The following is a 20613-nucleotide window of genomic DNA, read 5'->3' as shown; positions in this document are numbered from 1 at the left end:
ATTCATGTTAGAACGCTACGGACACGGAGGCGATCTCTGGACTGCTGAAGAAACGTTCGGCCGGTCGAGAGATGAATTTCTTGATTTTAGCTCAAATATGAATCCGTTAGGACCGCCTCCCGCTATGAAAGGGATATGGATGGACGCCTGGAGCGATGTCGTGAAGTATCCAGATCCTGCGGTCCGTGAATTGCGGCGTAAGCTCGCTCAGAAATATGAAATTGAGATGGAGAGCATCTTGGTTGGCAATGGGGCGGCAGAGCTGATCGATTTGACAGCAAGGGTATTGAAGCCGTCCGTGACAGGGCTTGCAAGGCCGTCATTCAGCGAATATGAGGAAGCGATTCACAAAACAGGCGGCAGGATTCACAATATCCCGCTGCGAGCATCCCATCAGTTTGAATTGCAGCAGCAGGATCTGGAAGCCGCAATACCGGTTGTGGATCTCTTTTTCCTGGGACATCCGAACAATCCGACAGGCCGGCTGCTTCCTCGCCACGTCGTAGATAGCCTTCTAGAGAGTGGTCGCAGCTGCGTGCTCGATGAGGCGTTCATGGATTTTGTGCCTGATGAGCAGGAGCACTCGTTGCTTAAGCTGGCTTCAACGAATCGGAAGCTTATTGTTATTCGTTCTATGACGAAATTTTATTCGATTCCAGGCATTCGGCTAGGGTTTATGGTGGCGCACCCGGACTTGATTCGGGAAATCAGGCAGCAGCAAGTGCAGTGGAGCGTTAATTATTTGGCTCAGCGCATAGGTACAGCTGTACTTGAGGACGAGGAGTTTGAGCTGGCGAGCCGCCATTGGCTGCAGGATGAGAAAGCGTGGCTCACTGGACAGCTGCAGCAATTGGGCTTAGATGTAGTGCCTACGGATGTGAACTTTGTATTATTTTCTTTTCCTCCGGCACTAGGCTTAACGGTAAAACAGGCGCAAAATCATATGGGACAAATGGGGATTTTGATTAGAGACGCCTCGCTGTATGAAGGCTTGAACGAAGAATATTGTCGAGTCGCGATTCGGCTTCGCGAAGACAATGAGCGGTTAATTGAAGGGCTCCGGCAGACAGTGGCAGCTTTGGCACAGAATCGAGGTCGAACGCATGGCTAAAGCCGCAACGTTAATGATTCAAGGCACAGCATCGGATGTTGGCAAAAGCATTCTTACGGCAGCGTTATGCCGTATTCTCGTTCAGGATGGCTGGCAGACAGCCCCTTTTAAATCACAAAATATGTCGCTAAATTCCTACGTGACCTTTGACGGGAAAGAGATTGGAAGGGCTCAAGGCGTACAGGCTGATGCCTGCCGCATTTTAGCTACAACGGATATGAATCCCATTTTGCTTAAGCCGAAGCAGGATATGGTCGCCCAAGTGATTGTGCACGGCAAGCCATACTCTGATTTAGATGCAAGGACCTATCGCGAGTCGTACCTGCCGAAGGCGGAAGCGATTGTCAAAGACGCCTTAGGCCGGCTGCGCAGCGAATATGAGATTGTGGTGCTGGAGGGTGCGGGAAGCCCTGCCGAAGTTAACCTGAAAGATCGCGACATCGTTAACATGCGTTTGGCAGGATGGGCGGATGCGCCGGTGCTTCTCGTCGCCGATATTGATCGCGGTGGTGTCTTTGCATCGATTGTAGGCACGCTGGAAATTTTGACGCCGGAAGAACGAGATCGTGTAAAAGGTTTTATCATTAATAAGTTTCGTGGGGATGTCAGTCTGCTGAAACCGGGGTTGGATTGGTTGGAGGAGAAGACAGGGAAACCTGTGTTAGGCGTGATCCCCTATTTGCCGCAGCTAGGCATTGAGGATGAAGATTCCGCCTCTCTGGACTCCAAACGCATGCAGAAGAGGGCACAGAGCACGCCTGAGAAAGCAAAAGATCAACTGGACGTTGCTGTGATTCGCTTGCCTCGTCTTTCTAATTTTACGGATTTTGATCCGCTGCAGGAAGAAAAGGATGTTCATTTCAGATACATTACGCATCTCTCTGATTGGGGAGATCCCGACGTTGTCTTGCTCCCGGGAAGCAAAAATACGATGGATGATCTGCGGTATTTGAACGAGTCCGGATTGGCTGCACGTATCAAAGCTTTTGCGTTGTCCGAGAATGGATGGGTCACCGGCATTTGTGCGGGTTATCAGATGCTTGGTGTTAGGCTGCTTGATCCGCAAGGCCATGAATCCGATCATCCTGAGCTTGAGGGAATCGGGCTTTTGCCGACAGAGACCGTGTTTACTCCGGACAAACGTACGGTTCTAGTGCAGGGTAGTTCCTCGCTTTTTGCAGATGACGCTGATGCTGATGCCTTCCGGATGTTCGAAATTGATGGATATGAAATCCATATGGGGCGTACGAGGTTTTTGGAACATGTCGACATGCCTTTTCAAATTAGAGCGTATACCAATGATGAGGCCATCGCCTCGGATCATGTGTTGCACGGAGACGGAGCAGCTGTGGAGCAGGGGCGTGTTTGGGGGACTTATGTGCACGGGATTTTGCATAATGATGATTTTCGGAGAGCGTGGCTGAACCGGATTCGGAAAATGAAAGGGCTCACGCCTGTTGACGGGGGCTTGCGCTTCAAAGAACGCAGAGAGGCCGAGTTTGATAGGCTGGCTGACCATGTTAGAAGTCACTTGGATATGCAGCGCGTTTATGAGATGATGAAGGTATCACAGCCTTGTCAAAGGGAGGACGTCAAAGAATGAAAATTTATACTCGTACCGGGGATGCCGGACAGACAGGCGTAATTGGCGGTCGTGTGGATAAAGACGATGCTCGCGTTGAAGCATACGGCACGACGGACGAATTGAATTGTTATGTGGGTCAGGCCATGAGCTTTATGGACCCTGCCAAATATCCGGATCTTCTGCCGGATTTGCTCCAGGTGCAGCATGAGCTGTTCGATTGCGGGTCGGATCTTGCGCTCTTGAAGCAGGAACTGCGCCCATACAAAGTTACTGCAGCAATGGTGGATTCGCTAGAGGCGTGGATCGATAAATACGATGCGGAAACGCCGGATATTACGCGCTTTATCCTGCCTGGCGGTGGAAGCGTGTCTTCTACGCTGCATGTATGCCGCACGGTTTGCCGCAGAGCGGAACGTCGGGTCGTCACCCTCGCACGCACACAGGAAATTAATCCGGAAGTACGCAGATACTTGAACCGGCTGTCCGATTTGTTCTTTACGATTGCCCGCACAGCGAATCACCGCGAAGGGATTGCTGATGTGGAGTATGTACGCAGCGCCGAGGTGTTTAGACGTAAATCATGAGCTATTATGAACCGCTAGTATATATGGTGCCGCCTGAAGAAGAAGGTTTTATTCTGAAGACGGTGCTGCAAAAAAGATTGATGGTTTCACGCAAGCTGCTGTCCCGCATTAAATTGACGGAACAAGGCATTACCGTGAATGGCATCAGGCAGTACATTAATATTAAGGTAAAAGCAGGAGACCGTGTAGAGATCCGTATGGAGGAGGAAGCGTCCGAGGATATTTTGCCGCAAGACCTTCCTCTGCATATTCTTCATGAAGATGAGCATCTGCTGATCCTGGCCAAAGACCCAGGGATCATCGTACATCCCACACATGGACACTACGTGAATACGATTGCTAACGGTGTTGTGTATCACTGGCAGCAGGCTGGCATCACATGCCGTTTCCGCCCTGTGCATCGGCTGGATCAAGAAACATCGGGTGTATTGGCAATCGCTAAGACGCCATATGTGCACCAGCAAATATCCGAGCAGATGATACAGCATCAGGTGAAAAAGGAATACTTGGCCTTTGTTTGGGGACGTTTTGAGGAAACGAAAGGAACGATTAACGAGCCTATCGACCGCGATCCCGAACAACCGCATGTCCGTATCGTCACTCCGGAGGGTTATTCGGCTGTCACCCATTATGAAGTCGTGGAACAATATGCGCAGGCTGCTTTAGTTCGAATCTGGCTCGAGACCGGGAGAACGCACCAAATTCGCGTACATATGCGGCATTTAGGTCACCCGCTAATCGGGGACAAAATGTATACACTGCCCGAATTTGAGACGAGCCCGGCGGCTGAAGAGGCTGGCAAGCGGCTGAACCGGCAGGCGCTGCATGCTTTCAGGCTCGGCTTTGTTCACCCTGGGACAAGGGAATGGGCAGAATTTAACGCTCCGCTTCCTGCAGATTTAGCCGATTTGCAAGCGTGGCTACAAAAAAATAACTAGTTTTACAAAAACCATCCAAATTTTAGGATGGTTTTTGTTTGGAATAACTTGACTTTCGAATTAAATTAGCCCAAAATTTTAAGTAATTATGAATTAGCTTTCCACATACATAAAGGAGTCCTTACATCATGAGAGTAAAAGTATTTTGCTATGATAAATGCGGCACCTGCCGAGCAGCCCTGAAATGGCTGAAAGCGCATGACGTCGAAATCACGGAGAACGTTCCGTTATTCGAGACGCCGCCTTCTGCAGCCGAATTGGCCAAGCTGTTAAGCGACAGCGGACTTGGCATCAAGAAGTTTTTTAACACCTCTGGTGAAGTGTACAAAGAAATGAATTTGAAAGATAAGCTCCCGGGCATGACGGAAGAGCAAATGTTGGAACTGTTAGCTTCAAACGGCAGACTGATCAAACGTCCTATTGTAACAGATGGTGCGAAAGTCACGGTCGGCTTTAAAGAAGCTGAATTTGAGGAAGCATGGGCAAAGGGGTGAGGTGAGTTGGATGAGAAACAGAAACCACCACGCAAGAAATCACCGCTAGCCATAGGCGGTTTCCTTGCGGTTTTGTTATCGCAAGGAAAGCTGCTTTTGGCAGCCTTAAAACTCGGTAAGGTCGGCGGGGCCGTCATTTCGATGTTTATTACGATTTGGGCTTACGCTTATCTCGCACCGCTTCCTTTTGCTATTGGTATAGTGGTCATGATTCTGATTCATGAGCTTGGTCATGTTTTAGCGGCAAAGTTGAAAGGGCTTCCTGTCTCGGCGCCTGTTTTTATCCCTTTTCTAGGTGCATTGATAACAATGAAGAAAAATCCGTCCGATGCAGCAACAGAAGCTTTTGTCGGTATCGGAGGGCCAATTCTCGGGACGGTAGGCGGCGTTGCTGCATTTGCACTAGGCATGTATGTCGATTCCCCTGTTATTGTTTCGGTAGCTTATGCTGCGTTTTACCTGAATTTAATTAATTTATTGCCGATTCATCCGCTTGATGGCGGTCGAATTGCAACGGCTGTCACCCGTTGGTTATGGATTGTCGGTTTAATTGGCGGTTTAGTCTTTATTTTTTATCTGGACCATTATGTGAATCAGCTTATTTTCTTTGCGATCTGGGCGATGTTTGCCTGGGATTTGTATAAGAAATACGTGAAATACAGACATAAAGAGCAGTTAGTTTCCGTAGCTACCCGTTTTGAATTTGCTGCCGACCATTTACTTCAGCAAGGGTATATGATACCTGGCGAGAATCACACCCGCGATTTGGATTTTACGACGTATTCGGATTTACAGGGCGTAGGTGACGGCAGGCAAACGATTGTCATGTACTGGCAAGGAATCGGTTTTGAAGGACAGGCCTATTTGCCTCAGCAAGCCTTGATTCGAAGAGTACAGCTTGTCAAAGTAGACCGTTTGCAGAAAGAAAGCGGATTTTATCTAGGTCTGCAGGTACAGGTCGATTTTACACCTTTAGGCATTCAGGAGCGATACTATGAGGTTCCGGCCAAAACCCGTTGGAAATTCGGAGCAGCTTATTTCGGGCTCATTTTATTTTTACTTTATATGATCAGACTGGTTCATCAAGCAGGAATTATGGATTGACTGTTTAATACAACATAACGAGGATAACTATCATGACAATTGTGGGATCAAAACGGCTTAGCCAGCTAGGATCGGCTATTTTTTCGGAAGTGGCGGATTGGAAGAGAGAGGTTATGAACCAAGGGGTAGACGTCATAGATTTAGGTATAGGAAGTCCTGACCTACCGCCGTCTGAACGCATTATTGAAGCCATTACAGAGGCTGTGCGCAACCCGGCACACTATGGATATCCATCATCGGAGGGAAGCTTAGCCTTTCGTGAAGCGGTAGCTAGATGGTACCAGTTCCGATTCGGTGTAGAGCTTAATCCCGATAATGAAATTTTAACGTTAATGGGTTCTCAAGATGGTCTTGCTCATTTGGCGCTTTCACTCTGTGATCCTGGGGACATTGCCATTGTTCCCGATCCAGGTTACCCCATATATTCGGCAAGTCTCGTGTTAGCGGGAGTTGAGCCTTACTTGATCCCCCTGCGCGCTGCAAATGATTTTTTGCCCCAATTAGATGACATCCCAGTAGACGTGGCTGCCAAAGCGAAATTCATCCTGTTAAACTATCCGAGCAATCCGTTGTCTGCTGTTGCAGATCGTGCTTTTTTTGAGCATTTGATAGCTTATGCCAAAAAGCATGAATTGCTTGTCGTACACGATCTAGCCTACTCTGAAATGGCTTTTGACGGCTTTAAACCGATCAGCATTTTAGAGATCGAGGGCGCTAAGGAGGTTGCTGTCGAGTTTCATTCACTGTCCAAAAGCTTTAATATGGCAGGTTGTCGGATCGCGTTCCTAACCGGAAATGCGGCTGCGGTAAAAGCGCTGCGAACGCTCAAATCAAATATCGATTATGGCGTATTCGGAGCCATCCAAGCGGCCGGAATTGCAGCATTAGAGGAAGATATGGAACACGATCATTCCGTTGCCGGCGTTTATGAAAGAAGGCGAAATGTATTTATTTCGGCTTTAGCAGATGCTGGTTGGAGGATACCGCCACCCAAGGCAACCATGTTTATCTGGGCACCCATTCCAAAAGGATGGACATCTCGACAAATTTCCCGGGAAATGCTGTTCCGTGCCGGTGTCGTTGTTATACCTGGAGACGCTTTCGGAGCAGAAGGAGAAGGCTTTGTACGAATTGCTTTGGTGCAGGATGAAGCCAGATTACTTGAGGCGGCAAGACGCATAGGCGATTGGCTTCGAACCGTAGAATGAAAATTAGAGATTTTGGTAAAAATAGGAGAATGAGATATATATGATTTTTTTGCACAAGAAGATGAAACCTTAATAGTTGAAAGGGGTAAGCATATGGACGCCATTTCCTCATTATCAGAGCTCTTAGCTGAGCAGAAGCCTTCATCGTATGTAGAAATTCCTGGAGTCTTGGGACAGACGTTTGGGCAAGCGACAATTGCAGCAACATTACCTATGAGCAAATTATTTTCACTCTATGAAGTTGATTTAGAAGTTCAGCGTGCGATTATTCCGCGCAATCTTTCTAAATTAATTGATTATGTTAATCTGTACTTGGAGAATCGCCAACCGATCTATTTCCCGGGCATTATTTTCTCAGCAAGAGGCGCGGGACAATATGACGATGAACAACAAGCGCTTCGGTTGCAACCGATTGAGAAGTTGTACGTGGTAGATGGCCAGCACAGACTGGCAGCTTTCCAACGCATTATGGAAACGTTGCAAAGCCAGATGGCACGTGCCAAAGACCGTCGGGAATACGAAAAGATGGAAGAGATTACAGAGAAGCTTCGCCGCTTGTATGCGTTCCCGATTTCCACGATGACGTATTTAGATATTAACGCTCGTCAAGAACGCCAATTGTTCTCAGACATTAACAAACTTCCACGCAAGCTTGGCGGCAACTTGGCTGTGCTTCGGGATCAACGCAGATTTTACCATGTTGCTGCAACGGAGCTTGCTTCCAAAGCCCCAGCTATGCAAAAGCTGACCGTTGACATGTTCTCTGAACGCGGCAAATCGCCTGAGTACTTGTTCTCGTATCACTTGCTGATTGAGATTTTGATTGCCTTGTTCGAAGGAAGAATGAAATCCGCAGCTCGGAATAACGGTTACCAATATGAGGACAAAGATCTTCAGGATCTGGTCTCTTTAGCGGGTACCTACTTTAACGGTTTGCTGAATTATTTGGACGCGCCGGCCAAAGGTGAAATCGTTTGGACTGAAAATATCCAAATCGCGCTTGCTTTGTTTATCCATGAAGAAGCAACGAAAACAGGCAAATTCAATCGTTATGCGCTTGAGCATGCTTTGAAAATACTTCCTCATGTGAATTGGAATGGGATTTACGCGGGAGACGAGAAAGATCGTTTACCTAGACGTACCCGGATCATGAAAGCTTATAATTTCATCAAAAATTTCTATACAGAGCAGAATGCTTTCCTAATCAGCGATAAGGAGGATGTGAGCTAATGGAAGGATTACGCCTCAAAATGACGATTCATCCGTTTTGCGAGAAATTCGGGCTTTCAACCGTAGCCTTGCGCGTTCAGGATTTGCTCAATTATACGATGATCGACCCTATGGTACAGCGGAAGCTAAGTAATATGCAAAGACGTAAAATCTCCACGTATCTGCAAGAACGCGAACTGGATCATGTCTTTTTCGGCCCGGTTACGCTTTCACTGCGTGAAGTGAATCAATTGTCCAAGGGTGAAAAAGAATTTTTGCTAAAGCATGGTTCGAAGCTTTCTATTTTGGACGGACAGCATCGGATCCTTGCGCTTGGTTATGTGAATGAGCAAATGCAGAAGGAAGTTCGACGCTACGAGAAGAAGCTGGTGCTTCTGAAAATTAAACAACGTAAGATGCCTGAAGATGCAGATATTAAGCAAGAAGTGGAAGAAACGGAAGGCACGATCAATCAACTTGAGAGCAGACGTCTTGATTTGATGGAGACACAACTTGCCGTGCAAATCTACATTGGCTTAACGGAGGAAGAAGAGCAGCAGCTATTTGGCGACATCAACTCCAAAGTTCAGCTGGTGAGCAAAGAGCTCGGTCACTCTTTCGATTCCATTGATCCGCTTAATCTCGTTATTCAGCAGGTTGTTGATCATAACGTGTACCTCAAAGCTGTCGGCGTAGAGCGACGCAGCAATTTGACGTCGTTTAACCGTAATTTCACATGCTTCAGCTGGTTATATGCGACAGCAACCATGTTATTTTCGGGCAGAATGCAGCCGTCTTATGAGCTTCAGCGCAAAATCCGCCACGATCCTTCGACGTATGTGGAGATCCTGCACCAATTCTTCAATACGTTATTGCCGATGATGCCGGAGCAACCGGGTCTCGCGCAGTATACTTCAGCGAATCGGGTGATCCAAGAAAGCATCGCTCTCTACTCGAACCGTTTCTTATTCCCGAACGGGCAATATAACGAGGAATGGACAGATTGCTTGCAAATTCTTGAAGGATTTGATTGGTCCCATGAGAATGAGGAATTGATTTATGTCTTCGGTGCATTGGATAACGGCAAAATCAACCTGATTCACGAAAAATCATTGAAAAAGCATGTAAAACTCGTACAATTCTTCCTCGAAGGCACAGAATCAGCGAATGCGTCGGAAGAAGAAGAAGAGTCAACAGCATAATAGGCTTGACCCAGTGCCTTTCTCTCTCAACGAGTGTTGTGAGAGGAAGGCTTTTTGATTTGCGGAGGCTCGTCTCATCCAAACCAATAATGGAAGAATAGAAGCGGATAATCTACCAAAATACGAAATATACGAATATCTTCCGTCATTCGTCTATACCAAAAAAGGTCACTAGAATACTATGTACTATAAAGATTGAAAGGAGGAGAAAACGATGAGTTGCTCCGTATATGCTACATTGTCTCGCATCAGCCTTGGTACAGTCATCACAATCCATGCAGGTACTACTCCGAACCACACAGGTAGATTCCTAGGTATTGAACATGGTAACGTTGTTCTTGCAAGTAATAATACTGTATTCTTTTTCCCGGTAGATAGAATCTCCGTTATCCACATCCCTTAATTAAAAAAGTTGGAAGAGACTGTCTGGAAAGGTCAGAAATGATCTGAGGGACAGTCTCTTTATTTCACGTTACACTTACTATATTCGGTCGTGAAGATTCAAGGATTTATGTTGGCGGCATAGTTTGATGGCACTTGATCGTTGGATATTTCTACCTGTCGCGTATCTTTCTATTAAAGATGAACCTTGGCGGTGTCGACAGCTCGTCCTTTCCTTTATTGGTATTTTTCTCTCGACAGAGGTGGCGTCTGAGTTAACATTTCTTGAAGCTGAAGCTGTGCGCTTTTCTCGTCGCCTTTTGCGCCCTTTTACAGCAATGGAGTTAGCAGACCATTTACGAGTCACGGATCGCCATGCGCGGAGGCTCCTTCATGATTTAGTAGAGCGTGACTTTTTCGTTGTGCATAGTGGTCACAAAAGGTATCGCACGTATTGTTTACGGAACATAGGTCCATAAAGCTTATTGGGGATTAATGGACCGGTTGGACCTTATTCGGTCAAAAAACGATCGTATGAAATTCTAACGGACACCAGCGCAGTTATTCACGTAAATTACGTGGAAATTAGCCCGATTATGGTCCAATAGCGCCTCTGGAGTCCGTTAGATATGGAACAGGGGCGAAATATGAGAAATAACGGCAGTGGGGTCCGTTAGCGTACGACAAGTGTGGTGGAACGTGGGGGGATTCAATGCTAGATATTTTTATCGTCACCCGCTTGTTTCAGCGCTCCCAACTTTGTCCATACTGCATAATGTTAGCACCTTATCGAGCAGGAGGGTCTTGGAACCATGTTGGCCGTTCATCAACGCATGGCGGAGTTATGGACATTACGCAGAGCGCGGGAGTTAACGCGAGCAGAGCAGGATGAGTTAATGCTGTGCATGGAAGCTAACGCGACCTATGTTTGGAACCGTTTAAAACTAGAAAATTTATCGCTTTGCGCCTCGCTTACAGGAGATTATGATTGGCTGCACGATATTTGCGAGCGCATTGAAAAGATTGAACCTAAGCACTGACCTAGAAGGTCGGTGCTTTTTTCCTTTTCTGCTAGAGAGTGGACGGGTATAATGGTAGTAGTCTATTTTTAAGGAGATGCCTCATGGTAAGCTGGTTCAAGCAAGCGGGCGAAGGGCCCTATAAATTCTTACTTCTGGGTTTACTGCTACTGACAGCGCTATTCATAAGACTCTATCTTGCACCAATCTGGATGGGCTATGATACGGATGTCCGAACGTTTCTGGCTTGGTCGGACCGTGCTTATACGGTTGGTTTGTCCGGCATGTATAACAATGCTAAGGAATATTTCCTGGATTACCCGCCAGGCTATATGTATGTCTTATATGTTATTGGCATGCTGCACCACAAGCTGTCCATCCCCTGGGAGAGTGGACAATCGTTATTACTGCTGAAATTTCCTGCCATTCTGGCGGATATCGTAACTGTTTATTTGTTGTTTCGACTTGCATTCAGCGGGAAGGACGGCGCGAGAACATGGCTGCAAGCGATAGGAATAGCTGCATTATTTGCTTTTAATCCAGCGATCTGGTCGAACTCAGCGATTTGGGGACAGGTTGATTCGTTTTTTATGCTGTTTATTGCGGCGACATTCCTGATGCAGCAGCGCGGGAAGCTGCCTCAAGCTTCCGTGTTTATCGCCTTGGCTTTATTGCTCAAGCCGCAGGCGCTTCTTTTCGGCATTTTTCTGCTCATTGATGTACTGCGCAAGCGCAATTTGATGGTATTCCTGCTGAGCGTGCTCAGTGGCATGACGACCATAGCGGTAGTTGCCCTTCCTTTTGCCATTGGAAGAGGTTATGGATGGTTAATCGGACTTTACTCCGGCACGCTGGCCTCGTATCCCTATGCTTCCCTGAATGCGTTTAATCTTATGGCGCTCTTAGGCGGCAATTTTATCGACATAAAAAAGAGTTTCTTACATATCTCCTATGAAAAATTGGGCATAGTGCTCATGATCCTTTCGATCTTGTACACTTGCTATCTGTATATCCGCAGCAAAGGCCAGAAGGGTGCCGTTCTGTACGTATCTTTCTTATTTATAACGGCTGTTTTTATGTGTATGACCAAAATGCATGAGCGCTATTTGCACTACGGGCTGCTGCTAGCTCTTATGAGTTTTATTTATATCAAGGATCGCCGTATTCTTGGTCTGTTTATTGGCTTTAGTTTGACTCATTTCATCAATATCGCGGATGTGCTGCTGCGAAGTTTTCATCAAGATTATCATATTCCACGCTATGATCCCTTGATGCTGGCTGTATCTGCCGTCAATGTTATATTATTTGTTTATGCATGTATTTTGGGATGGAGGCTTTTCGTGCAATCACAACAAGAACAGAGTAATCAGGATGAGCTCGTCCCGATTCCGCAAGTCCCGACCACGGACAAGTGGACCGAGCGCTGGAATGCCATTTTCAAAGAGAGTAAGGATGGGGTAGAACGAAGCCCGAAGGGACGTTTTTTCTCTAAAAAGGATGCGTTATACCTAGGTTTACTGGTCGTCATATACACCATTATCGCTTTATTTCATCTAGGCGGTCACAAAGCGCCTACTACTTTTTGGAAGCCGACAACCACGGGGGAAGCCGTCATTGCTGACCTCGGAAGCTCGCACAACATAACTAGAATTAACACCTTTGCCGGCGTTGGGGAAGGTTCCTATTCCTTCTGGTTCTCACAAGATGGCCAGCAGTGGCAGGATCAAATCTCTGTCAAATCCGATCATACCAAGGTTTTCACATGGAACGCGGTAGAACCGATGAAAGACGCTCGATATGTTAAAGTGGTCATTGACGGTCAGGAAAGCGCGCCGCTGCACCTGCATGAAATCGGGATTTTCGGGGATGGCAATTCGACCATCTTACCGATTACTGACCTGAAAGAGCAGGATATAAACCCGGCGGACGAAGGAAAAACAGCGAATTTATTCGACGAATCCAGCGTAGTTCCGTACACGCCTACTTACATGAACGGGACTTACTTTGATGAGATTTATCACGCAAGAACGGCCTATGAGCATCTTCACAAAATAGAGCCTTATGAAAGCACGCATCCGCCGCTAGGTAAAGTGCTCATGGCGATCGGCATTTACATATTCGGACTTAATCCGTTTGGATGGCGTATTATTGGAACGCTGTTTGGTGTAGGAATGATACCCGTCATCTATGTATTCGCCAAGCGGATGTTCGGCCGTTCTGAATATGCTTTTATTGCGGCATTCCTCTTAACGTTTGACTTCATGCACTTTGCGCAGACACGCATTGCGACGATCGATGTTTACGGCGTATTTTTTATCATGCTGATGTTCTATTTCATGTACCGCTATACGACGCTAAGCTTTTATCGGGAAAAGCTTTGGGCCACTCTGATCCCGCTAGGGCTGTCCGGCCTCTTTTTCGGAATAGGCGCTGCTTCCAAATGGATCGTGATCTACGGCGGTGCCGGCCTAGCCCTTCTGCTGCTATTATCTTTATTAGAACGTTATAGCGAATACCGGTTTGCTCGGCGCTTGCTGCAGGAGGATGCGCATAGAGCGCCATCTAAGATGCAGGTGGATACGGATGATTCAGAGCAGATCATCTCATCTTGGGATGAAGCCGAGGAGGATACGCAGCCGGCTCTATCAGATTCGGAGCGCAGCCGACTACTGCTTGTGCAGAAGCTATTTGCAAAAAATACGCTCCTTACTCTCCTGTGGTGTGTACTAACGTTTGTTATTATTCCGTTAGGCATTTATACGCTATCGTATATTCCTTTCATGATGGTACCCGGACCTGGGCATCAGCTGAAGGATGTAGTTACTTATCAGGTGCACATGTACAAGTATCATAAAGATTTGGTAGCGACTCATCCGTTCTCTTCCCCTTGGTGGGAGTGGCCGATGATGCTGCGCCCGATCTGGTATTATCAAGCCAAGTTTATGCCGCAGGGCATGTTGTCGAGCATCGTCTCGTTCGGAAATCCGCTGGTTTGGTGGCCTGGCTTTATCGCGGTCATCTGCTCGTTCTATGTGGCTGTGAAGAGGAAAGATAAGCTGCTGCGCATGCTGTTAATCGCTTATTGTTCCCAATACTTGCCATGGATGTTGGTACCGAGGCTTACTTTTATTTATCACTATTTTGCCATGGTGCCGTTCCTGGTGCTCATTCTGACCTACTATATCAAAGATTATTTGGAAGAAGGTCCGCTTCATAAAAGAAGATGGGTTTATGGCTATTTACTAGGCGTAATCGTCTTGTTTGCGTTGTTCTATCCGATTCTTTCGGGTATGATGATTCCATCCAGATATTCCTTCTTCCTCCGGTGGCTGCCGGGCTGGAACTTCTTTTGAGAAAAGTGGTTGACGTGCCTGACAGGCGATGGTAAGATAATTCCAAGCAAAATACTATGAATTAAAAGTCGACCGAACAACAGGAGACTCCGACCTTACATTGAATAATGGAAGCGGGGTCTCTTTTTTATCAAAAAACGAAGATGGAGTGTGAACGAAATGGCGAAGGTAGTCATTATCTCAGGAAGTCCAACCCCTACATCCCGATTACACGGGGTTATTGAAGTAGCGAAGAGTGAATTGGTGCAAGCGGGTCTTACCGTAGACTGGATCAAAGTGCGCGATATCCCTGCAGAAGACTTGCTGTACGCCAAGTTTGACAGCGAAGCCATTGTGAGCGCGAATGCGCTTGTTGCTGCAGCCGATGCTGTTTTCGTAGCTACGCCTGTTTACAAAGCCTCCTATACCGGTGTGCTAAAAGCATTTCTTGACCTGCTCCCGCAAAAGGGGCTGGAGCGTAAAATCGTGCTACCTTTAGCCGTAGGCGGCACGCTTTCTCACTTGCTCGCTATCGATTACGCGCTTAAACCGGTGCTGTCCGCCTTGGGCGCACAAAATATTTTGCAAGGTGTGTATGTGCTCGATAAACAGGTGACTTGGGGCGAACAAGGACAAGCCATTCTGGAAGATGAAATCTCAACAAGATTACATGAGTCCGTAACACAGTTTATACAAGAAATTAACTGGCATACCAGCCGATAATAGGAATAGAGATGTTGTAAACCGCCATTGGTAACTTTTACTGATGGTGGTTTTTTGTGCCGGGGAGAGCGCTGCCGTGCTATACTGAACATATATTTATTTGGATAGGAGCGATTATGTTGTCAGAGAATTCATCTGGTTCCGTGCTGCTTGTTGACGGGATGGCGTTATTATTTCGCGGTTATTACGCGACTTCATCGAGCGGTTATATTATGCGAACAGAAACCGGCGTGCCGATTAACGGGGTATACGGTTTTCTGAAATATTTACTTGATGCGATTCAAACCTTTAAGCCTTCCCACGTGGTATGCTGCTGGGATATGGGGAGTAAAACATTCCGCACGGAGAAATTTGAAGCATACAAAGCGAATCGCGGACCTGCCCCGGAGGAGTTAATTCCGCAGTTCGATTTAGTGAAAGAGGTTACAGCTAGCTTTAACATTCCGAACATTGGTGTTGTCGGTTATGAAGCTGACGATTGCATTGGAACACTAGCCCGTACATACAGCCCGCTGACGAAAGTTCAAATTTTGACCGGAGATCATGATATGCTCCAGCTTGTGAATGAGAGCACGGAAGTCATTATTATGAAAAAAGGGCACTCCAACTACATGGTTTATACGCTGGAAACGCTGATGGAAGAGAAAAGTCTGACGCCTGCGCAGATTATTGACCTGAAAGGCCTCACCGGCGACACGGCTGATAACTACCCAGGTGTCAAAGGGATCGGCGAGAAAACAGCGACCAAGCTGCTCAACGAGTATCAGGATATTGGAGGTATTTTGGAAAATTTGGCGTCACTGCCAAAAGGGGTGCGCGCAAAAATCGAAGCGGAGCTGGAGATGCTGCATTTATCGCGTGACTTGGCGACGATTCGTCTGGATGCGCCTGTTGCCTGTGCGCTTGAGGACTGCGGTTGGGCGATGGAGCGGGAGAAAGTGATCGCGAAGTTCGAGGAGATTGCGTACAAAGGATTAATTAAGTTAATCGGTTAATATAAAAGGGAGGGTGCCGAATAGGAATCGGCATCCTCCTTTTTGCGTGTGCTAGCACAAAAGCGAGCAAGCTGTTTAACGAGCAGCCCTAACGCTGCTTCTTATCGTTTTGGCGAGAAATGAGCTACTTCCCTCAGAATTGTATCGCCGATTGCCGGTAGCGAAGTGGCGTCGTTTTGGTAATCTGCCGAAAAACACGGCCGAACTGGACCAAGGAGCCGAAGCCGACCTGCTCAGCAATCATGATGACTTTCATTTTGCTCTCCGTCAGCAGCCTTTGCGCTTCCTGGACACGAACAAGATTGATATATTCGACCAGTGAAAATCCGGTAATTTCCTTGAACATACGGCTTAAATACGCCGGGCTGATTTCAAATCTTTCCGCAAGCTCTTCCAATCGCAAAATTTCGGCAAAATGGGTGTTAATGTAACGCACGATCGTTGAAATTTTCCGATGTAAAGGAGAGACATGCTCAGGTGATGTGACCGGATGCTGGCGAATAAGACGTGTCGTGAACAGCAGCAGCTCGATCAGAAAATGACGCAAAGCGAAGGTTTGTCCGAGCTGAGATTCTTTCGCTTCATGAATCATTTTGCCGAGAATGTCTTCCACAAACCGACGGGTCGGGAGATCGAGCCTAAGCACAGGCGCAGCATGCGTGAAGGCATCGAGCAGGAAAGGAGCATCGGATTTCATGCTTTCCAGGAAGTGATCGCTGAAATTCATCACGACACGCGCATGCCCAAGCTTATCGGAATCCGAAGTAGCGTGAAGCTCGCGCCGATTAATGAGCACTAGGTCTCCCGGAAGGATGAGATACGAGCGGTCCCGAATGAAATACATGCGCTCACCTTCGTACAAATAATAGAGCTCATACATATCATGCATGTGCTGTGTTCTCTCGAACGATCCATGACGATGAATATGTTGAATATAAAATGGGCCTTCATCCTCATTGCCGAAGGTGACGGTGCTGGGCATCTGAGTACTCCTTTTGTTCAAGTTGTTGTAATGAAAGTATAACATAAGCGTAGTGAAAAATATGAATAGTTTTCCTTGAAAATAGGAATAGATGAAGAGAAAACGCTCCTAACTTGCGATATGATTAAGCTATAAGAAAATAGCAAACGTTTGCAAAATAAGGGAGGAACACACAGAATGAAAGAGCTTATAGACGCAATCAAATCAGGAAATACATCAACATTATCAGCGCCAGGCGTTAAAGTATATGGTTCATCTTTTACACAAATTGGAGATGCTTCGCTTGTTATGGTACGTACGGAGGCTGGAAAGCGGCTGGTTGCGGTTGGTGAGAGTGATTTGTTCAATCAATTAAACGGAGAAGTTGTGGATGGCGCGAAAGTGGCTCCATTAACGCACGAGAACCGTTTGACACTGAATCAATTCTTGCCTTATACGGCCCCGCAAGCATTTGGCACGCAGGTAGCTACGATGGGTCTGGGTGATCGCCTTGGTATTGCAAGCCCTGGACATATTCAAACGATTCGCGGCAGAGATATCCGTCCCGTGTTGGCGCAGCAAAGTATTCGTGAGCTTGCGCTTACAGGCCGAACGTATGAGGATGTTTTGGACGCGGCGGCTTATGCGGTTTTCCAAGAAGGCTACAAAGATGGCTATGGCGCAGACGGCGACCATTTGAAGAAAGAGGAAGACATCGAGTATGCACTGCGTCTTGGCTTTACGATGCTGACGCTCGATTGCTCCGAGAACATCGACAACACGATTGAAACATTGTCTGCAGATGAGGTCGCAGTGAAGTATGCGGCTTTGCCAGCCGGCTTGCGTGAGCACTATGAGAAGCGTTACTTGGAGACGCCTGCTAATGTACCAGGAGCAGCACTTAACTACACGCGCGAAGCGCTCCAAAAAGATGTGCTGATCTACGACGCAGCCATTAATTTTATGGAAGCTATTTACCGCAAATATATCGAAACACTGGATCGTGCGGTTGATTTTGAAATTTCGATCGATGAGACGGCTACACCGACATCGCCTGAAGCCCACTACTTGGTAGCGAACGAGCTTCGTGACCGTGGGGTTACTATTTTCAGCATGGCGCCGCGCTTCTGCGGAGAATTCCAAAAAGGGATCGACTACATTGGCGATATCGCGCAATTTGAGCGTGAGCTGGCGAGCCATGCGGCGATTGCCGTACATTTTGAATACAAGCTAAGCATTCATTCCGGCAGCGACAAGTTCAGTGTGTTCCCGCTAATCGGGCAATACACAAAAGGTTTGTTCCACATCAAAACGGCAGGTACAAATTGGCTCGAAGCGGTACGTGTTGTAGCAAAAGTGAACCCTTCCCTGTACCGCCGCATGCATCAATTTGCTTTGGATCATTTCACAGAAGCGACGGCGTATTATCACGTGACGACGGACATCAATGCCATCGTTCCGCTTGCTGAAGTCGAGGATGCCGATCTGCCAAACTACATGGAAGAAAACAATGCGCGCCAATTGCTGCACATCACATACGGCCTGCTGCTGCAAGCCAAAAATGCCGATGGCAGCAAGCAATTTGCTGAAGAGTTCTTCCGGACGATGACGGAGCAGGAAGACGTATTCGCTGAAGGTTTGCGCCACCATATTGGCAAACATTTGGAGCTGCTCGGTAAATAATAAAAAAGAGGCCATTCTCAAGCATTCTAATCTGCTTGAAGATGGCCTCTTTCTTATTCTTGATTGGAAGGTTCATTCCGGTTATCATCTGCGCCTGGATAGTCCCGTTTAAGCCCTTCATGCAGCTCATGATTTTCATAGGAAAACCGGTTCGGCGGGCGCTGATCTTTACGCCAAGGTGTGCTTTTTCCCAGCGATTCCGTGTTTAGGCTTGTGCCATATGGGCCTTCGGGAAATTCCTCGGGGATCAGGTCGTTTCGCTGGGATTCGACCGTCTCCAAATCGGCGTATACATCTCGCTGCTCGGGTATGAACCCTTTTGTTTCGGTATACTTATCTTTCGCGGATTCTTCAACACTCATGGAAAATGCCTCCTCATCTGGGTTGCGCGTGCTTTTTCCAGTGTCCCCCGCTGATCCGTTAAATATCCGTGAAATGAATGGAACCGATAATTTGCGATAAAAATCCATTCAGTTCCAGTGCTTGCTCTTCATTGAGCTTGAAAGCGTATTCGAGGTATCCCTCTTCGGCCAAGTCATCCGGACCAATTACCGCACTGCGTCCTGATTGTAAATCAATCACAAGTTTTTTGCCATAATAACGGGTTGTAGTCATGATCGCAAGGTCAAAACGGTGCAGCGCATTGCCGACGAAGCATACAAAACGCGTTGTCGTCTCTTCTTGATGGTCGTATAAAAAGTCATAATCAGACATAAGGGCCCTCTTTTCATTCTGGTATGTCTTTCATTATAACCGAAATAGGCTTGTCAACAAAACATAGGTTGCGCCCATCTTACAAACATGGTATGATTTGGATATCGGAAAAAGGGAAGCACCTTTTCAGCCTAGCTGAAGAGGTGCTTTTTCGTTTTTCTTAACCTATTTTTGTAGACGTTTGGAGGAGGTAAGTATGAACATTGTTTTTTTGAACACATTGGAGAAAGAAACGGGGGGGCATCGCGTATTATCTGCGCAGGTATCAATTGCTGAAGAGCAAGGCGTGTGGAATGTGTTCTGGAACGAGCCCGACAGCGCGGGCAAGCTGCAGCAAGATCAGTGGTACCAAGGGATGAGTTGGGATGAGATGCTAAGCACCTTCCGTCATGGTTTGCGCGAGAAGTTTCGCAGCGGTTTCCGTCCTATTGTGAGCTCGGAGCTGGAATCCGCCCAAGTGCTATCTGGCAAAGCGAGAATGACGCAGATGCTGACATATTATTGCGAAGAAAACCCAAGCGAAGAAGTGTACGAGCAGCTTCGTGCATGGAGACGCGAACAAGCCTCTCGCGAAGGCAAAGCGCCGTATATTCTCGCCACGAATCGGGTGCTGCGCATGATATCTGTTTTCTTACCCCAAAGCAAGGAAGAACTTCAGCAAATCCCCGGCTTTGGTGAGCAGAAGACGAATATGTATGTAGGGGATATTTTAAAAATTACTGCGGAGTATACGCGTTCGAATGGTTTTCCGCTGGATTGGGTTGCCAAGAGCGTCGATATCGTCAAGTTCGAGTCATGGCTCCTCGCTCAGAAGGAGCAGAAGCTGCGTATGGAGCTGGACCGTGAGGTCAGCAAACGCAAACTCCTCGAGATTACGGCTCGCGGAGGCAGCTTGGCTGATCTTCAAACCGATTTGACGATGCCGCGCAGAGAGCTTCTGCTGTGGGTAGAGGAACTGGACCGCGAAGGCTATGATATGGATCTGCTGGTGGAAGCAGAACTGGCTTCGGTCCCGGAGGAGGAACAGATCAAGGCATGGAACGCTTTTGAATCCGAAGGTGACCGTTATCTGAAGCCGGTTCTTCAGCGTATCGTCGGTACGGAAGAGTTGAAAGGCAAAGAACTCGACCGTGCTTATGAATGGCTTCGATTGCTGCGATTGCGTTTTCGCAAGGACAAGGAAAGCATGAGTGCGCAAGCTGCAAGCTAGTATTGACAGAGCTTAGGCAGATATGATTAAATGGTCAATAATCTTAATAGCAATCAAAGCGATGACGAACTGGGGTTATGCCCTTAGTAGGAGTAATGCCGCTGCTGCAGAGAGTCGGTGGAAGGTGCAAACCGATGCAAGCATGGCTCCGAATTACCGT

Annotated in this window: 18 protein-coding genes, 1 pseudogene and 1 other annotated feature (1 of these 20 cut by a window edge); of the genes and pseudogenes, 16 read left to right on the top strand and 3 right to left on the bottom strand. The window is 47.2% G+C overall.

All coding sequences use genetic code 11. The annotated features are described in order from the left end of the window. Positions 1 to 4: 4 nt before the first annotated feature. From cobD to AC3WTJ_RS26610, 14 genes and pseudogenes are all read left to right on the top strand, one after another. Entirely contained in the window at positions 5 to 1111 is a 1107-nt protein-coding gene (cobD, locus tag AC3WTJ_RS26675) for a threonine-phosphate decarboxylase CobD (protein ID WP_492524403.1), read from the top strand. Next, a complete protein-coding gene (locus AC3WTJ_RS26670) occupies positions 1104 to 2714 on the top strand; it encodes a cobyric acid synthase (RefSeq protein ID WP_492524402.1) in 1611 nt (536 codons plus the stop codon). Before cobD ends, AC3WTJ_RS26670 begins: the two co-directional genes overlap by 8 nt. Further along, positions 2711 to 3280, top strand: coding sequence for a cob(I)yrinic acid a,c-diamide adenosyltransferase (locus AC3WTJ_RS26665; protein WP_492524401.1), 570 nt, complete (start codon positions 2711 to 2713; stop codon positions 3278 to 3280). Before AC3WTJ_RS26670 ends, AC3WTJ_RS26665 begins: the two co-directional genes overlap by 4 nt. Beyond that, on the top strand, positions 3277 to 4218 hold the full coding sequence (locus tag AC3WTJ_RS26660; RefSeq protein WP_492524400.1) for an RluA family pseudouridine synthase: 942 nt from the start codon (positions 3277 to 3279) through the stop codon (positions 4216 to 4218). Before AC3WTJ_RS26665 ends, AC3WTJ_RS26660 begins: the two co-directional genes overlap by 4 nt. A gap of 128 nt (positions 4219 to 4346) precedes the next feature. After that, positions 4347 to 4712 (top strand): arsenate reductase family protein, encoded by a 366-nt coding sequence (locus tag AC3WTJ_RS26655; RefSeq protein ID WP_492524399.1) that lies wholly within the window; start codon positions 4347 to 4349, stop codon positions 4710 to 4712. Between the two features lie 6 nt (positions 4713 to 4718). Next, the gene (locus tag AC3WTJ_RS26650; protein ID WP_492524398.1) at positions 4719 to 5816 is read left to right on the top strand and encodes a site-2 protease family protein; all 1098 of its coding nucleotides are present in this window, start codon (positions 4719 to 4721) and stop codon (positions 5814 to 5816) included. Positions 5817 to 5848: 32 nt separating this feature from the next. Continuing rightward, on the top strand, positions 5849 to 7024 hold the full coding sequence (locus AC3WTJ_RS26645) for an aminotransferase class I/II-fold pyridoxal phosphate-dependent enzyme (RefSeq protein WP_492524397.1): 1176 nt from the start codon (positions 5849 to 5851) through the stop codon (positions 7022 to 7024). 93 nt (positions 7025 to 7117) lie between these two features. Then, positions 7118 to 8254: a DNA sulfur modification protein DndB gene (locus AC3WTJ_RS26640; protein ID WP_157319542.1), complete on the top strand. Its 1137-nt coding sequence runs from the start codon at positions 7118 to 7120 to the stop codon at positions 8252 to 8254. Next, complete coding sequence (locus AC3WTJ_RS26635) at positions 8254 to 9435, top strand: DNA sulfur modification protein DndB (protein ID WP_492524396.1); 1182 nt, start codon at positions 8254 to 8256, stop codon at positions 9433 to 9435. The genes AC3WTJ_RS26640 and AC3WTJ_RS26635 overlap by 1 nt, the downstream gene beginning before the upstream one ends. 497 nt (positions 9436 to 9932) lie before the next feature. After that, a pseudogene (locus AC3WTJ_RS26630) lies at positions 9933 to 10295 on the top strand (transcriptional regulator); the annotation flags it as partial. A gap of 333 nt (positions 10296 to 10628) precedes the next feature. Beyond that, positions 10629 to 10856, top strand: coding sequence for a DUF7667 family protein (locus tag AC3WTJ_RS26625; RefSeq protein WP_127457765.1), 228 nt, complete (start codon positions 10629 to 10631; stop codon positions 10854 to 10856). An 83-nt stretch (positions 10857 to 10939) separates the two neighbouring features. Beyond that, positions 10940 to 14188, top strand: a complete 3249-nt coding sequence (locus AC3WTJ_RS26620; protein ID WP_492524395.1) for a glycosyltransferase family 39 protein — start codon at positions 10940 to 10942, stop codon at positions 14186 to 14188. Between the two features lie 159 nt (positions 14189 to 14347). Next, positions 14348 to 14890 (top strand): NADPH-dependent FMN reductase, encoded by a 543-nt coding sequence (gene ssuE / locus AC3WTJ_RS26615; protein WP_492524394.1) that lies wholly within the window; start codon positions 14348 to 14350, stop codon positions 14888 to 14890. 116 nt (positions 14891 to 15006) lie between these two features. Beyond that, on the top strand, positions 15007 to 15885 hold the full coding sequence (locus tag AC3WTJ_RS26610; protein ID WP_157319537.1) for a 5'-3' exonuclease: 879 nt from the start codon (positions 15007 to 15009) through the stop codon (positions 15883 to 15885). 133 nt (positions 15886 to 16018) lie between these two features. Here AC3WTJ_RS26610 and AC3WTJ_RS26605 read toward each other — a convergent pair whose 3' ends face one another. Continuing rightward, the gene (locus tag AC3WTJ_RS26605; protein WP_492524393.1) at positions 16019 to 16867 is read right to left on the bottom strand and encodes a helix-turn-helix domain-containing protein; all 849 of its coding nucleotides are present in this window, start codon (positions 16865 to 16867) and stop codon (positions 16019 to 16021) included. Positions 16868 to 17044: 177 nt separating this feature from the next. Between AC3WTJ_RS26605 and AC3WTJ_RS26600 the strand changes: the two genes are divergently transcribed. After that, complete coding sequence (locus AC3WTJ_RS26600) at positions 17045 to 18529, top strand: tagaturonate epimerase family protein (RefSeq protein WP_492524392.1); 1485 nt, start codon at positions 17045 to 17047, stop codon at positions 18527 to 18529. A 53-nt stretch (positions 18530 to 18582) separates the two neighbouring features. Here AC3WTJ_RS26600 and AC3WTJ_RS26595 read toward each other — a convergent pair whose 3' ends face one another. Then, positions 18583 to 18891 carry a hypothetical protein gene (locus tag AC3WTJ_RS26595; RefSeq protein WP_407871054.1) on the bottom strand — a complete coding sequence of 103 codons (309 nt, stop codon included), beginning with the start codon at positions 18889 to 18891 and terminating at the stop codon, positions 18583 to 18585. A gap of 58 nt (positions 18892 to 18949) precedes the next feature. Continuing rightward, entirely contained in the window at positions 18950 to 19243 is a 294-nt protein-coding gene (locus AC3WTJ_RS26590) for a DUF3055 domain-containing protein (protein ID WP_127457771.1), read from the bottom strand. 196 nt (positions 19244 to 19439) lie between these two features. On the opposite strand from AC3WTJ_RS26590, the gene AC3WTJ_RS26585 reads away from it, so the two are divergent. After that, the gene (locus AC3WTJ_RS26585) at positions 19440 to 20453 is read left to right on the top strand and encodes an HRDC domain-containing protein (RefSeq protein ID WP_492524391.1); all 1014 of its coding nucleotides are present in this window, start codon (positions 19440 to 19442) and stop codon (positions 20451 to 20453) included. A 52-nt stretch (positions 20454 to 20505) separates the two neighbouring features. Further along, positions 20506 to 20613, top strand: a binding site (T-box leader); it runs 165 nt beyond the window's last position.

Source organism: Paenibacillus sp. FW101-FHT12H11, from assembly GCF_058790355.1.
The sequence above is the reverse complement of the archived record's forward strand: the minus strand, read 5'-3'. Positions and strand labels throughout refer to the sequence as shown.